Source organism: Streptomyces sp. SolWspMP-5a-2 (assembly GCF_900091845.1).
GTDB lineage: Bacteria > Actinomycetota > Actinomycetes > Streptomycetales > Streptomycetaceae > Streptomyces > Streptomyces doudnae.
Genome location: NZ_FMCI01000059.1, coordinates 1 through 14,666 on the forward strand (window position 1 = coordinate 1; position 14,666 = coordinate 14,666).

Consider the following 14,666-nt stretch of genomic DNA (forward strand, 5'->3'; position numbering starts at 1 on the left):
CGCGCGCTCGGCGCGCTCCAGTCGGGCACGGCGGCCGCCCGCGCGGAGTCCGGCCGACAGGGCGACGACCAGGGCGACTTCGAGCAGGGAGCGGCACGATGACCAGCCGTCAGACGGGCGACACGGCGTGGGTGCTCGACCCGATACTCCAGGTGCCGCACGTGGTGGCGGCCGTCCTGCTGACCAGGGACGGCCTCGTCACCGGGTACACGGACGCGCTCTCCCGGGCGTCCGCCGAGCGGGTGGCCGCGATCACCAGCACCGTGCAGGGCGCGGCCCGCACCGCGGCCGCCGCGTTCGCCGACCGGGACAGCGCCGAGGTGCGCCAGGTGGTGATCGAGACGGACCACGGCTATGTCCTGATCGTGCCGACCGCCCACGGCACCTGTGTGGCGGCCTACGGTTCGGGCGAGGTCCGCCTCGACCTGCTGGCGCACCGGGTGCACTCCCAGGTGGCGCGGGTGGGCGAGAAGGCGATGGGCGCGGCGCCCCGGAGCGCCGACGGCGGCGCGTCGGCATGACGGGCCGCCGTGGCGGCCGCCCCCTGGTCCCCGCGTACCTGTCGACCGGCGGCCTGGCCGGACCCGGCCGGGCCCGGCTGGACCGCCTGTCGGTCCTCAGCGCCGCCCCCGCGCCGCGTCCCGCCGACCTCCCGGCGGCCCAACTGGCGCTCCTCGACGTCCTGGACGGCGGTTCGCTGACGGTGGTGGAGGCGGCGGCGCTGCTGCGGCTCCCGGTGTCGGCGCTCCAGGCGCTCGCCGCGGCGCTCCTCGACCGCGAACTGCTGCTGTCCCGGCCGCCGGTGCCGCCCGCCGAACGGTTCGACCCCGACCTGCTGAAGAGAGTCGCCGATGGTCTCCGCTCCCTCAGGCAGTAGCGGCGTCCATCTGCCGGACACCGCGGGCGACCTGGTGAAGATCCTGGTCGCGGGCCCGTTCGGGGTGGGCAAGACGACCCTGATCGACTCGGTGTCCGAGATCCGGCCGCTGCACACCGAGGAGCGGCTGACCGAGGCGTCCGCGCCCACCGACGACCTGGACGGGGTGCGGGAGAAGACCACGACGACCGTCGCGGTCGACTTCGGCCGGATCAGCCTGCCGGACGGTGTGGTGCTGTACCTGTTCGGCGCCCCCGGGCAGGCGCGCTTCCGGCCGCTGTGGGACGACCTCGCGCACGGCGCGCTGGGGGCGCTGGTGCTGGTCGACAGCCGCCGCGTCGACGCCTCGTTCGACGCGCTGGAGCTGGTGGAGGAGACCGGGCTGCCGTACGCGGTCGCCTTCAACGCCTTCCCGGACGCGCCCCGCCATCACACCCCCGCCCAGTTGCGCGCGGCGCTCGACCTGGAACCGGCGACGCCGATGGTCACCTGCGACGCGCGCGACGCCGCCTCCTCGCTCGGCGCGCTGCTCGCCCTCGTGCAGCGCCTCGTCGACCGCCACCCCTCGGAGCCCAGGTGACCACGTATCCCCCCGGCAGGCAGGACTTCTCGCGTTCGGTGCCCGTGCGGCTGTGGGAGGACGGCTTCGCCCGCGACCCGGCGCCCTACTACGCGGCGCTGCGCTCCCAGGGCCCGGTCGGGTGGGCGGAGTTGGCGCCGGGGGTGCCCGCCTACGTGATCACCGACCGGCGGGCGGCGCTGCGGCTGCTCGGCGACGAGGAGGCGTTCTCGCACGATCCCCGGCCGTGGGAGTCGACGGTCCCGGACGACTCGCCGGTGCTCGGGATGATGCGGTGGCGGCCCAACTCCCTGTTCTCGGACGGCGCCGACCACCTGCGCTACCGCACCTCGCTGATCGACACCTTCGGGCGGATCGAGCCGCACGACCTGCGGGCCCGGGTGCACCGGGCGGTGCGGGTGCTGGTGGGCCGGATCGGGCCGCGCGGCGAGGCCGACCTGGTGGCCGACTTCGCCCGGCCGCTGATGGCGCTGGTGTTCAACAGCCTCTTCGGGATGCCGGACAGCCGCGGTGAGCGGCTCGACGCGGCGCTCGGGAAGATGGTGGAGGGCGGGGCGCGGGCCGCGGCGGGCGAGGCGGAGTTCGGCGGCTACGTGCTGGAGCTGATCGCCGCCAAGTCCCAGGAGCGCGGCGACGACCTGCCGAGCTGGCTGCTCGATCACCCGGCCGGGCTGACCCCGGAGGAGGTCACCTGGCAGGTGTTCCTCACCCTCGGCGCGGGTCACGAGCCCACCGCGAACCTGGTCGCCAACGCGCTCTCCAGGATCCTCGGCGACGCCCGCTCCTACGCGACCCTCGCCTCGGGCGCGCGCCCGGTGGCGGACGCCGTCACCGAGGTGCTGCGCCACGAGACGCCGCTCGCCAACTACGGCATCCACTACGCGCGCCGCCCGGTGACCTTCCACGGGGCGTGGATCAGGGCCGCGGTGCCGGTGGTGATCTCCTACGGGGCGCTGGCGCACTTCGCCGAGCGGGACGGCAGCGGCGGCGGGCACCCCCAGGACGCCTCGCACCTGTCCTGGTCGGCGGGCCCGCACGCCTGCCCGGTGCGGCAGCACACGCTGCTCATCGCGACCGAGGCGATCGAGCGGCTCACCCAGTGGCTGCCCGATCTGGAGCCCGTCCTGCCGCGCGAGCGGCTCACCTGGCGCCCGGGGCCTTTCCACCGCTCCCTCACCGCGCTGCCCGTGCGGTTCGCCCCCCGCTCCCCCGACCGGCCCGTGGACCTGCCGTGAGCCTCCCCCGGCGCGGGTCGCCCGCGGCCGCCGGCAGGTCCCGGTGCGGCCCTGGGTGTGCACGCGGGGGTCGACCGGTCCCCCGTCCCGGTCGCGCCCCCGCGTTCCCCCGAAGGTATGCCGGGGCCCGCGTACGGGGGTAGCGCACCGGTGCCCGCTGCCGGGGCCGCGGGGCTCACCCGTGCACAGGTGCGTCCGGCGGGCCCGGGTTTGTCCGGGGCAGCGCGGGCGGATCGAGGGCGCCGAGGGCGAGATGGGCGAGGACGACCTCGTACAGGTCGCTGCCGCCCGCGAGGAGCTGGCGTTCCAGGACGGGCTCGGCGGCGCGGACGTGTTCGCGGACCGTCTGCGGGTGCATCCCGAGCCGCTGCGCGCCCCGTTCGGCGTTGCCGCCCCCGGCGATCCAGCCGCGGAGGGTGCGCCGCAGGTCCCGGGCGTCCGGGTCGAGGCGGCCGAGGAGCGCGTCCGCCCAGGCCCGCAGCGCGTCCCCGGCCAGCAGGTCGGTGAGGTGGACGGGGGCGGTGTCCGAGGGGGCCGGGGCGTCCCGTCCGGCCTCCGCGTTGAGGGCCAGGTGGACGACGGCGCGGACGGTGAGGTCGGTGAGGTCCGCGCCGACGAGCGCTTCCGCGCGTTCCATGCGGGCGCGGACCGTGTTGCGGCTGACGCCCATGATCTTGGCGGCGCTGACGGCCGTGAACTCCAGGCCGAGCCGGGTGGTGGCGAGGAGTTCGGCGCGGGTGTGGTGGGCCAGCCGGTCGAGCGGGCGCAGCAGCCGGGTGGCCCACCGGTGGAGGGCGTCGGGGTCCATCAGGCGTTCGGGGTGGGTGCGTTCGGCGTAGACGGCCTGCTGGTCGGGGCGGAAGCGGGCGACGGCGAGGGCGCTGACGGCCTGGCCGTAGGCGGTGGCGGTGCGGGCGAGGCTCTGCGGGGCGCTGCCGCCGAGGTAGGTGCCCGGCCGCCGTCCGGCCACGGTGCGCAGTTGGTCGCCCGCCGCGTCGCGCGGGGTGACGACGATGACGTGCCGGTCGACGGCCGGGCAGCGGACCACCAGGGCGTGGTCGCGGGTGGCGTTCAGGCACTCCTCGGCGATCCGGTCGCGTTCGCGCGCGTACCCCTCCAGGACGTAGACGCAGGCGGTGTCGGTGTCGAGCAGGCCCGGCCAGAGTCCGGCGGCGACCCGGCGGGCGGAGACGGTGTCCTCGACCATGAGCAGTTGCAGGATGGCGAGCCGCAGGTCGGCGGTGGCCCGGCGCAGGCGCTGTCCGGCGGTGGCGGTGCCCCGTGCGGCGAGGAGCAGTTCGAGCACCGGGGCGGCGCGGGCGACGATGTCGGCGCAGCGCCGGTCGAAGGGGTCGGCGCGGTCGACGGCGAGCACGGCGGCGGTGCCGGGGTGGGTGACGCGGACCAGCCGCTGGTGGCGTCCGCGCTCCTCCCAGGAGGCGGCCGCGATCCGTCCGGAGGCCAGGTCGGCGAGGAGGGCGCGGTCGACCGGGAGCGGGGGTCCGGCGAGGGCGGCGCCCGAACCGTCCAGCAGGCAGGCGCGTCCGCCCACCGCGTCCGCGAGCCAGGCGACGACCTTGCCGGGGTCGCGCCCGCCGGGCCGGAGCTGGTCGAGGAGTTCTCTGGCCCAGGTGTCGCCTCCGGGGTCCGGCGGGCGCCGGTCCCCGTCCTGCCGGCCGGTCATGTCGGCGTCTCCCGTCCGTCGGGTCGAGCGCGGGTGCGCCCGGGGACGGTACCCCACCGGGCCCGCGCGGCGACCGGGCGGAGCGGGGCGTGGGACGCCTCCCGGATGGCGTTGTCCGGCCGACGCAATAGGCTCGGTGGATGGCCAAGTACTTCGACGTGCACCCGGACAACCCCCAGCAGCGCACCATCAACCAGGTCGCCGACCTCATCCGCGCGGACGCCCTCGTCGCGTACCCGACCGACTCCTGCTACGCGCTGGGATGCCGGCTGGGCAGCAGGGACGGCATCGACCGGATCCGCTCGATCCGGCGCCTGGACGACCGGCACCACTTCACGCTGGTGTGCCAGGACTTCGCCCAGCTGGGCCAGTTCGTGCGGATCGACAACGACGTGTTCCGGGCGATCAAGGCGTCCACGCCGGGCAGTTACACGTTCATCCTGCCCGCGACCCGTGAGGTGCCGCGGATGCTCCAGCACCCGAAGAAGAAGACCGTCGGGGTGCGCATCCCGGACCATGTGGTCACCCAGGCGCTGCTGACGGAGCTGGGCGAGCCGCTGCTGTCCAGCACGCTGCTGCTGCCCGACGAGGAGGAGCCGCTGACCCAGGGCTGGGAGATCAAGGACCGGCTCGACCACGTGCTGGACGCGGTGGTCGACTCCGGTGAGTGCGGCACGGAGCCGACGACGGTCATCGACTTCTCGGGCGGTGAGGCGGAGATCGTGCGGGTCGGCGCGGGGGACCCGGCGCGGTTCGAGTGAGCGTGCCGGGTCGGCGGCGGGGGCGCCCCGGGTCCGATGGGTGGTCCGTGCAACGATGTGCGCGGCCCGACCCCCACGGGCCGGCGACCCGTTCGCCGTCGACCGCGCCGAGAGGCACCAGCCATGACCTCCGTACAGGGAACAGCCGTTGACATCACGACCGAGGACGGGGTCGCCGACGCGTATCTGGCCCACCCGGACGACGGCCTCCCGCACCCCGGTGTGCTGCTCTACCAGGACGCCTTCGGGCTGCGTCCGCATCTGCGGGCGATGGCCGACCGGCTCGCGTCCGCCGGGTACGCGGTGCTGGTGCCGAACCTGTTCTACCGGCACGGCCGCTCCCCGGTGTTCGACCTGCCGGAGTTCATCGACCCGGAGGCCCGTCCGGAGATCTTCCAGCAGATCGGTCCGGTGATGGGGGCGCTGACCCCGGAGCTCTCGGTGCGGGACGCGGGCGCCTATCTCGGCTGGCTGGCCGACTCGCCGCTGGTGGCGGACGGCCCGGTGGCGATCACCGGCTACTGCATGGGCGCGCGGGTCGCGCTCCTGACGGCCGGCAGTCACCCGGACCGGGTCGCGGCGGCGGCCGGTTTCCACGGCGGGCGGCTGGCGACGGACCAGCCGGACAGCCCGCACCTGGTCGCCGGGAACATCACGGCGGAGCTGTACTTCGGTCACGCCGACGAGGACTCCTCGATGCCGCCCGAGCAGCAGCGGCTGCTGGCGGAGACGCTGACCGCGGCGGGGGTCAGGCACCGGTGCGAGGTGTATCCGGGTTCCCACCACGGCTACACGCAGGCGGACACCGCGGCCTACGACGAGAAGGGCGCGGAGCGGCACTGGGCGGCGCTGCTCGACCTGCTGGCGCGCACTTTCTGACGTTCCGCCGACGACGCCCACGGGTGATCTCCCGTGGGCGTCGCGGTGTTCGCACACGTTCCGCTTATTGACATGCACGCAACTCCGATGCGACTTTGAGAGCGCTCTCACAGAGGTACGGACCAATCCCCTCGGGTGATACCCCCACACACACGGAGGTGGAGCGTGCGACGAAAGCTCACGCGCCGTCTGCTGGCCCCGGCCGCGGCTGCCGCGCTGCTCACCGCGGTTCTTTCGGTACAGGCGCCCTCGTCCGCGGAGGCCGCGGTGCCCGCGACCATACCGCTCAAGATCACCAACAACTCGGGCCGCGGCGACGCCGTCTACGTCTACATCATCGGCACCCAGCTCTCCAACGGGCAGCAGGGCTGGGCGGACGCGAACGGCACGTTCCACGCGTGGCCCGCCGGCGGCAACCCGCCGACCCCCGCGCCGGACGCGTCCATCGCGGGACCGGCCAACGGCCAGTCCAAGACCGTGCGGCTGCCGAAGTTCTCCGGCCGGGTCTACTTCTCCTACGGGCAGAAGCTGGTCTTCAAGCTGACCACCGGCGGACTGGTGCAGCCCGCCGTGCAGAACCCGACCGACCCCAACCACGACATCCTCTTCAACTGGTCCGAGTACACGCTCAACGACGCCGGGCTCTGGCTCAACAGCACCCAGGTGGACATGTTCTCGGCGCCCTACGCGGTCGGCGTGCAGCGCTCCGACGGCACCACGACGACCACCGGGCACCTCAAGTCGGGCGGCTACAACGCGGTCCTCAACGACCTGCGCGGCCGCTCGGGCGGCTGGGCCGGGCTGGTGCAGACCCGCTCCGACGGCACGGTCCTCAGGGCGCTCGCCCCGGGCCACGGCATGGAGTCCGGCGCGCTGCCCGCGTCCGTGATGGACGACTACATCAACCGGGTCTGGCAGAAGTACGCGTCCTCGACCCTGACGGTGACGCCGTTCGGCGACCAGCCCAACACCAAGTACTTCGGCAAGGTGTCGGGCAACGTCATGAACTTCACCAACTCCTCGGGCGCGACCGTCACCAGCTTCCAGAAGCCGGACGCGGACAGCGTCTTCGGCTGCCACAAGCTGCTCGACGCGCCCAACGACCAGGTGCGCGGCCCGATCTCGCGCACCCTGTGCGCGGGCTACAACCGCACCACGCTGCTCACCAACACCAACCAGCCGGACTCCTCGGACGCCGGGTTCTACAAGGACGCGGTGACCAACCAGTACGCCCGCGCCATCCACGCGCAGATGGCCGACGGCAAGGCGTACGCCTTCGCCTTCGACGACGTCGGCAACCACGAGTCGCTCGTCAACGACGGCAACCCGCAGCAGGCGAACCTGACCCTCGACCCCTTCAACTGACCCCGGCACACGCACAGGGCCTCACCCCGTCCGACACGGGGTGAGGCCCTTCGCCGTGCGGTGGGTCAGCCGGTCGTGACGGCGGTGTCGTCGACGACGAAGCTGGTCTGGAGGGAGGAGTCCTCGACGGCCGAGAACTTCAGGGCCACGGTCGAGCCCGCGAAGGACGACAGGTCGAAGGACTTCTGGGTGTACCCGGAGGCGGCGTTGAGGTTCGAGTACGTCGCCAGGGTGGTCGAGCCCGCGGTGACCGTCAGCTTGTCGTAGGCGGTGCTGCTGCTGGTCTCCGAGGTGTCGATGTGCAGGTAGAAGGTGAACGTCGCCTTGCAGCCGCTCGGCACGGTCACCGACTGGGAGAGCGTGTCGGTGTGGGTCGAGCCGTACCCGTCCATCCAGGCGTAGTACGAACCGCCGTGCGCGCTCTGGCTGCTGGAGTTGGTGATGACCCCGCTGGTGGCGGTCCAGGTGGTGTTGCCCGACTCGAAGCCCTGGTTGCCGAGGAGCTGGGTGGAGGCGCAGGTGCCGCCGCCACCGGAGCCGACCGTCCAGGTGAAGGACGCGGTGCCGGTGGCGCCGGTGCTGTCGGTCACCGTGACGGTGGGGCTGTAGGTGCCCGCGGTGGTCGGGGTGCCGGAGATCGCGCCGGTCGAGGAGCTGATCGACAGGCCGGTCGGCAGTCCGCTCGCCGCGTAGGTCAGCGAGCCGCTGTTGGTGCTGCTGGCCGTGATCTGGAGGCTCACCGCGGTGCCCACGGTGGAGGACTGGCTGCCCGGGTTGGTGACCGTGACGCCGGTGGTCGGCACGGTGATGTGGCTGCCGACGTTGATGCCCGCGAAGGCGTTGCCGACGCCCGCGTACTGCGCCGAGCCGGTGCCGTAGAGCGCGGCGGCCGCGTTCAGGGCGGCGGTGCGGGCCCCGGCGTAGTTGGTGCTCGACGTCATGTACGAGGTCAGCGCCTTGTACCAGATCTGCAGGGCCGCGGCCCGGCCGATCCCGGCGACGGCGACACCGTCGGAGGTGGTGCTGGTGTACGTGACGCCGTTGATGGTCTTGGTGCCGCTGCCCTCGGAGAGCAGGTAGAACATGTGGTTCGCCGGACCCGAGGAGTAGTGCACGTCGAGGTTGCCGACGCCCGAGTACCAACTGTCGGCGGAAGCACCGTCCTTGCTCGGCTTGTCCATGTACCGCAGCGGCGTGCCGTCGCCGTTGATGTTGATCTTCTCGCCGATGAGGTAGTCGCCGACGTCGGAGGCGTTGTTGGCGTAGAACTCCACGCCGGTGCCGAAGATGTCGGAGGTCGCCTCGTTCAACCCGCCGGACTCACCTGTGTAGTTGAGCCCGGCCGTGTTCGAGGTGACGCCGTGGCTCATCTCGTGGCCCGCCACGTCCAGCGAGGTCAGCGCGTGGGTGCCGCCGGAGCCGTCGCCGTACGTCATGCAGAAGCAGGAGTCGTCCCAGAACGCGTTGACGTAGTTGCTGCTGTAGTGGACCCGCGAGTAGGCCGCGACGCCGTTGTTCTTGATGCCGCTGCGCCCGAAGGTGTTCTTGTAGAAGTCCCAGGTCATCTGGGCGCCGTAGGCGGCGTCCGCGCCCGCGGTCTGGGTGTTGGAGCCCGCGCCGGTGCCCCAGACGTCGTCGGAGTCCGTCATCAGGGTGCCGGTGCCCGACGTGGCGTTGTTGAGGCTGTACGTCTTGTGGCCGCCGCGCGTGGTGTCGTACAGCTGGTACGTCGAGCCCGACAGCGTGGTGTCGAGGGTGACGGTGCCGCTGTACTGGGTGTTGCCGGTACCGGACTTGACGGCCTGGTAGCGGTACAGCTCCGCGCCGCTGGAGGCGTCGGTGACGACGTGCAGCCGGCTGGGCGTGCCGTCGTCCTGGAAGCCGCCGATCACGGTCTCCCAGGCGAGCTTAGGGGTGCCGCTGCCCGCCCAGACGACCTTGCGAACGCTGTCGGCGGTGGCACCCTCCGCGTCGAGCGAGGCGGCCGTCCTGAGCGCCTTGGTCTCCGCCGCCGCCTTGGTGTACGTCGCCGTGGTGGACGCGACCTTCACCGTGCGCCCGCCGTTGAAGGTGGCGCCGACAGTACCGGTCGCCTCGGCCGCGGGCGGGGTGTGCACGATCAGGTCGCCGCCGAGCACGGGCAGCCCGGCGTAGGTCCGCTCGTAACGGGTGTGCAGGGTGCCGTCGTTGTCCTTGACGACGTCCTTGACGACCAGCTCCTCCCGGGCGCCGAGGCCGAGGGTGCGGGCGGTGGCCGCGGTCCGGCCCGCCGCGGTCCTGAGCAGCGTGGCGTGCTGTGCCGGGGTGAGCCTCGCCTCCAGCCCCCCGGTGCGCAGCGGGGCGGGACGGGCGGCGGTGGGAGCGGCCTGCGCCGGGGCCGACTGAACGCCTACGGCGAGGAGGGCCGCGGCGGAGAGCAGTGCTCCGGCCGCGGTCCGCTTGCGGGACATGCGTCTCACTCGTTCTCCTCCTGCGACGACCGCGTGGGGCGGCCGGTGACAGACCGGGCAGCCGGGTGTACTGACCGGGACGAGCCGAGCTGTGCGGGACCGTGCGCGCTGTGCCGTGAGCGTGGGGGGTGGAGCGGTGGTTGGGAGAATGGCAGAGTTGACCGTGGCATGTCACTGCGGTCCGGGGAATCGAGGGTTATCCCTCTGTACCCACCACCGACCCCCCGGCGCACGCCCCGCACACCGGACGCCTGCCGCCGATCCCCGCCGTGCGCACGGGAGTTGGGCGTTGTTACGGTGATCAGGTGTCCGACTCCTCACGCGATACCGCGGAGGGCGCCGGCTGGGGAAGCGCCGAACCGGGCGCCTACCAGCGGCTGTTGCCTCCCCGGGTAAAGAAGATCTCCTGGTTCGACCCCCGCACCCTGTGGGCCGCCCGCAACGGCGTCCTCGCCTCCTGGTTCGGCGACCCCACCGGCCGCACCCGCGCCCGCTGGGTGGCGCAGCGCGAGGCCGCCGGGGCGCCCGCCGACAAGGTGATCACGCACGAGGTGCCCGAGCGCTTCTCGTTCATGGTCATCGGCGACACCGGCGAGGGCGGCGACTCCCAGTACGCGGTCGTGCCCGGCTTCCTCGACGTCTCCCGGGGCAGCGAGTTCGCCGTCATCGCCAGCGACGTCATCTACCCGGTCGGCAGCGCGGACGACTACGACACCAAGTACTTCCGCCCCTACCAGGACTACCGGGCACCCCTGTACGCGATACCCGGCAACCACGACTGGTACGAGGACCTCGGCGCCTTCATGCGCGTCTTCTGCGACGACGCCCCGCCGCTCGCCCCCGAACCCGCCCCGCGCCCGCCGGGCCGCGCCTGGCTGCGCTCCCTGCTGTGGCACCGGCCGCGCCCCGGGGACGGACAGCACCTGGACGAGGCACGGAAGCTGCGCTCCGACGACGCGCAGCGCACGGTGCAGCCCGGCCCCTACTGGGCGATCGACGCCGGACCGGTCCGCCTCGTCGGCATCGACACCGGCCTCCTCGGCACCCTCGACGCCGAACAGGGCGCCTGGCTGCGCGAGGTGTCCCGGGGCCCGCGCCCCAAGATCCTGATCACCGGCTCCCCGCTGTACGTCGACGGCGAGCACCACCCGTGCCCGATCGACGGCGGCGGCACGGTCGACGACCTCGTCCGCGACCCCGGCAACCACTACGTGGCGGCCATCGGCGGCGACATCCACAACTACCAGCGCTACCCGGTCGACGTGGACGGCCGCACTGTCCAGTACGTCGTCTCCGGGGGCGGCGGCGCGTTCATGCACGCCACCCACACCATCAACCGCGTCGACATCGCGGACGTCACCGAACGGGAGTTCCGCTGCTACCCGCTGCGCGGCGACTCCCTGGCCTTCTACGCCCGCCTCTACGGCCACCGGCTGCGGATGCCGCGCTTCTTCGCGCTGACCGAGGCCGAGGCCACGGCCGTCGTCGCGGAACGGCTCGGCATCACGCCCACCCGCGCGCCGGGCGGCCCGGTGCGGGTGACCCGCCGGATGCGGCTGGTGGCGAGCCTGCTCGGGGCCGGGGTCCGCCGAAACCGCCGCAAGCGCCCGCGGCTGCCGGTGCGCAAGCTCTACACCCAGCTGTTCTCCCCCGGCTCGGTCACGTACAGCCCGCCGTTCTTCAAGTCCTTCCTGCGCCTGGACGTCACCCCGGAGGCCGTCACGCTGCGCTGCCACGCCGCGACCGGCAACCGCGCCCAGGAGATCGCCCCGCCGGTGGAGGACGTGATCACCATCCCCCTGGTCCCGGCCCCCTGACCGGCGCCACCTGCGACAATCGAGAGTGGAACTGGTGTACGGCCCCCACGGGGGCCGAGGACGATGGAGACGCCGTGCCGCTCACCTCACGACCGCTGCGCAAGCTGGGATTCCTCACCATCGGGCTGTTCGACGAGCACGATCCGGGGCGGGGCCACGAATCCACCCTGGAGATCATCGAGTTGGGCGAACGGCTCGGCTTCGACAGCGCCTGGCTGCGCCACCGCCATCTCCAGTACGGCATCTCCTCACCGGTGGCCGTGATGGCGGCGGCCTCGCAGCGCACCCGCCGCATCGAGCTGGGCACCGCCGTCATCCCGCTCGGCTGGGAGAACCCGCTGCGCCTCGCCGAGGACCTGGCCACGGTCGACGTGCTGTCCGGCGGGCGGATCAACCCGGGGGTCTCGGCGGGCCCGCCGGCCCACTACGACCGGGTCAAGGACGCGCTCTACCCGGACACGGCCGACGCCGAGGTCTTCGGGTACGAGCGGGTGCGGCGGCTGCTCGACCTGGTGCGGGGCGCGCCCGCCAGCGACTTCGACGGCACCGAGGGCTTCGAGGTGTTCTCCGGCCGGGTCCAGCCGCACTCCCCCGGTCTCGGCAGCCGCCTGTGGTACGGCGGCGGCAGCCTGGAGTCCGCGCGCTGGGCGGGCGAGCACGGCATGAACTTCCTGACCAGCAGCGTCGTCAAGGCACCCGCGGGACAGGAGGCGGGACACGACTTCGCGGCGATCCAGGCGTCCCAGATCCGCGCCTTCCGCGAGCGGCACCCGGACGGCGCGGCGGCCCGCGTCTCGCAGGGCCTGGTCGTCATCCCCACCGACTCCGCCACCCCCGCTCAGCGCGCCCGCTACGAGGCGTACGCGGCCGCGCGGCTGCCCCGCACCGCCACCCCGCAGGGCCCGGCGCGGCTGCTGTTCGCGCCGGACCTGGTGGGCAGCTCGCAGGAGATCGCGGAACGGCTGCGGGCGCACGCCGGGTACCGGGAGGTGGACGAGGTGGCCTTCGCGCTGCCGTTCACCTTCGCGCACGAGGACTACGTGCAGATCCTCACCGACATCGCCGGGCGGCTCGGACCCGCGCTCGGCTGGCGCCCGGCGGGCTGAGCGTCACCAGCGTCCCGGCGCGGTGCCGGTGATCGGCTCGGAGGGCCTGCCGTCGACGCCGACCGGGATCTCGCCGGTGAGCATCACCCGGTGCATGGTCCTCGGGAAGCCGAGGTGGGCGTTGTCGGAGGGGGCGAGGTGGATGGTGGCCCGGTTGTCCCAGAAGGCGACGCTGCCCGGCTCCCAGCGGAAGCGGACCGTGTACTCGGGGCGCGTCGCCTGCTCCAGGAGCAGTTCGAGGAGGTGGGCGCTCTCCGGGCGGGACACGTCGCGGATCTGCTCCAGGTAGTAGCCGTTGACGGAGAGGATCCGCTCGCCGGTCTCCGGGTGCACCCGGACCAGCGGGTGCACGGACGCCACCTGGTGGTCGAGCAGGTGGCGCAGATAGGCGTCGTCGCCCGGCCTCGGCTGGTACCCGACGCCGAGCCGGTGCTCGGCCCGCAGTCCGTCCGCGAACTCCCGTACCGGCGCGGAGAGTCCGGCGTAGGCGGCGGCCAGGTTGGCCCAGGTCGTGTCGCCGCCGTAGGGCGGCACGGACTCGGCGCGCAGGATCGTCGCGGCGGGCGGGTCGACGCGGGCGCCGTGGTCGCAGTGCCAGCCGCGCAGCAGGGTGTGGCGGCGCCGGGCCAGCCACTCGTCGTGCTCCATGCCGAACCGGCCGCCCAGTTCGAGGCGGTCGGCGGTGGTCTCCACCTCGGGGAAGTCCGCCGGGGACGCCCCGCCGCGGCGGCCGAGGACCACGGGCTCCCCGAACCGGCGGGCGAACGCGACATGTCCGGCGTGGTCCAGGCGCTGGTCGCGGAAGAACACCACCTTCCAGCGCAGCACCGCCTCCCGGACGGCGGCGACCGTCGCGTCGTCGAGGTCACCGGCCAGGTCGACGCCGGTGATCTCGGCCCCGATGTGCCCCGCGACCGGCCGCACCCCGATCCCCGCCGCGCCCGCCGCCGTCTCCCGCTCCGTCGTCATACCCGCTCCGTCGGTCGTCCTTCGGTCACCTGGGTGTCAGGCTTCCCGGATCCTCGGAGATCGTGTCAGCATCGTCGGTGCAGAGTCGAGGGAAAGGCCCCAGCGTGATCAACATCCCTGCGCACCAGCTCAACGACGGCACCACGATCCCCGCGGTCGGTCTCGGCACCTGGCCGATGGACGACGACGAGGCGGAGCGCGCCGTCGCCGACGCCCTGGGCGCGGGCTGCCGTCTGATCGACACGGCCGTCAACTACCGCAACGAGAAAGGCGTCGGGCGCGGGATCGAGCGCTCCGGGGTGGTCCGCGAGGACCTGGTGGTGACCACCAAGCTCCCCGGCCGCGACCACGGGTACGAGGAGACCCTCGCCTCCTTCGAGCAGTCCCGCGGCCGACTCGGCCTCGACTACGTCGACCTCTACCTGATCCACTGGCCGCTGCCCCGCGTCGACCGGTACGTGGACTCCTGGCGGGCCATGATCCGGCTGCGGGACGACGGCCTGGTGCGGTCGATCGGCGTCTCCAACTTCACCGTCGGGCAGTTGGAGCGGCTGGAGGACGAGACGGGCGTGCTGCCCGCGGTGAACCAGATCGAGCTGCATCCGATGCTGCCGCAGGAGGAGTTGCGGTCCTACCACTCCACCAAGGGCGTGGTGACGGAGAGTTGGAGCCCGCTGGGCCGGGGTCCTGAGCTGCTCGCCGACCCGGTGGTCGCCGCCGTCGCGGAGGAGGCCGGGGTGACGCCCGCTCAGGTGTTGCTGCGCTGGCACGTGGAGCTGGGGGTGGTGCCGATCCCGAAGTCGTCGAGCCCCGAGCGCCGGCGCGCCAACCTCGACCTGTTCGGCTTCGACCTCACCCCGGCACAGCTGCGGGCCGTCGGCGACCGGCCGCGGCGCAGGCTGGGCGGCGACCCGGAGACGCACGAGGAGTTCTGAACGGGCCC

At 73.2% G+C, this 14,666-nt stretch carries 13 protein-coding genes; 10 read left to right on the forward strand and 3 right to left on the reverse strand.

The annotated features are described in order from the left end of the window. The first annotated feature begins 98 nt into the window (after positions 1-98). The 4 genes from GA0115242_RS05755 to GA0115242_RS05770 are packed head-to-tail and all read left to right on the forward strand — an operon-like array spanning position 99 to position 2,692. Complete coding sequence (locus GA0115242_RS05755) at positions 99-521, forward strand: roadblock/LC7 domain-containing protein (protein WP_093825185.1); 423 nt, start codon at positions 99-101, stop codon at positions 519-521. After that, the gene (locus tag GA0115242_RS05760) at positions 518-877 is read left to right on the forward strand and encodes a DUF742 domain-containing protein (RefSeq protein WP_093825189.1); all 360 of its coding nucleotides are present in this window, start codon (positions 518-520) and stop codon (positions 875-877) included. Before GA0115242_RS05755 ends, GA0115242_RS05760 begins: the two co-directional genes overlap by 4 nt. Continuing rightward, complete coding sequence (locus GA0115242_RS05765) at positions 852-1,457, forward strand: GTP-binding protein (protein ID WP_093825191.1); 606 nt, start codon at positions 852-854, stop codon at positions 1,455-1,457. The genes GA0115242_RS05760 and GA0115242_RS05765 overlap by 26 nt, the downstream gene beginning before the upstream one ends. Further along, entirely contained in the window at positions 1,454-2,692 is a 1,239-nt protein-coding gene (locus tag GA0115242_RS05770) for a cytochrome P450 (protein ID WP_093825193.1), read from the forward strand. Before GA0115242_RS05765 ends, GA0115242_RS05770 begins: the two co-directional genes overlap by 4 nt. Before the next feature lie 175 nt (positions 2,693-2,867). Here GA0115242_RS05770 and GA0115242_RS05775 read toward each other — a convergent pair whose 3' ends face one another. Beyond that, positions 2,868-4,376 carry a helix-turn-helix domain-containing protein gene (locus GA0115242_RS05775; RefSeq protein WP_093825195.1) on the reverse strand — a complete coding sequence of 503 codons (1,509 nt, stop codon included), beginning with the start codon at positions 4,374-4,376 and terminating at the stop codon, positions 2,868-2,870. Between the two features lie 140 nt (positions 4,377-4,516). Between GA0115242_RS05775 and GA0115242_RS05780 the strand changes: the two genes are divergently transcribed. The 3 genes from GA0115242_RS05780 to GA0115242_RS05790 all read left to right on the forward strand — a co-directional run bounded on the left by GA0115242_RS05780 (position 4,517) and on the right by GA0115242_RS05790 (position 7,381). Then, on the forward strand, positions 4,517-5,137 hold the full coding sequence (locus GA0115242_RS05780; protein WP_161353013.1) for an L-threonylcarbamoyladenylate synthase: 621 nt from the start codon (positions 4,517-4,519) through the stop codon (positions 5,135-5,137). 123 nt (positions 5,138-5,260) lie between these two features. Next, positions 5,261-6,016 (forward strand): dienelactone hydrolase family protein, encoded by a 756-nt coding sequence (locus GA0115242_RS05785; protein ID WP_093825197.1) that lies wholly within the window; start codon positions 5,261-5,263, stop codon positions 6,014-6,016. A gap of 165 nt (positions 6,017-6,181) precedes the next feature. Beyond that, the gene (locus GA0115242_RS05790; protein WP_093825199.1) at positions 6,182-7,381 is read left to right on the forward strand and encodes a glycoside hydrolase family 64 protein; all 1,200 of its coding nucleotides are present in this window, start codon (positions 6,182-6,184) and stop codon (positions 7,379-7,381) included. Positions 7,382-7,446: 65 nt separating this feature from the next. Here the strand turns inward: GA0115242_RS05790 and GA0115242_RS05795 are convergent, their stop codons facing one another. After that, entirely contained in the window at positions 7,447-9,831 is a 2,385-nt protein-coding gene (locus GA0115242_RS05795) for a M4 family metallopeptidase (RefSeq protein WP_093825201.1), read from the reverse strand. Positions 9,832-10,136: 305 nt separating this feature from the next. On the opposite strand from GA0115242_RS05795, the gene GA0115242_RS05800 reads away from it, so the two are divergent. Then, on the forward strand, positions 10,137-11,648 hold the full coding sequence (locus GA0115242_RS05800) for a metallophosphoesterase family protein (RefSeq protein ID WP_093825203.1): 1,512 nt from the start codon (positions 10,137-10,139) through the stop codon (positions 11,646-11,648). 74 nt (positions 11,649-11,722) lie between these two features. Beyond that, positions 11,723-12,754, forward strand: coding sequence for an LLM class flavin-dependent oxidoreductase (locus GA0115242_RS05805; protein WP_093825205.1), 1,032 nt, complete (start codon positions 11,723-11,725; stop codon positions 12,752-12,754). 3 nt (positions 12,755-12,757) lie between these two features. Here GA0115242_RS05805 and GA0115242_RS05810 read toward each other — a convergent pair whose 3' ends face one another. Continuing rightward, on the reverse strand, positions 12,758-13,723 hold the full coding sequence (locus GA0115242_RS05810; RefSeq protein WP_093825207.1) for a TauD/TfdA dioxygenase family protein: 966 nt from the start codon (positions 13,721-13,723) through the stop codon (positions 12,758-12,760). A 104-nt stretch (positions 13,724-13,827) separates the two neighbouring features. On the opposite strand from GA0115242_RS05810, the gene GA0115242_RS05815 reads away from it, so the two are divergent. Continuing rightward, on the forward strand, positions 13,828-14,658 hold the full coding sequence (locus tag GA0115242_RS05815) for an aldo/keto reductase (protein WP_093825212.1): 831 nt from the start codon (positions 13,828-13,830) through the stop codon (positions 14,656-14,658). The last annotated feature ends 8 nt before the right edge of the window (positions 14,659-14,666 follow it).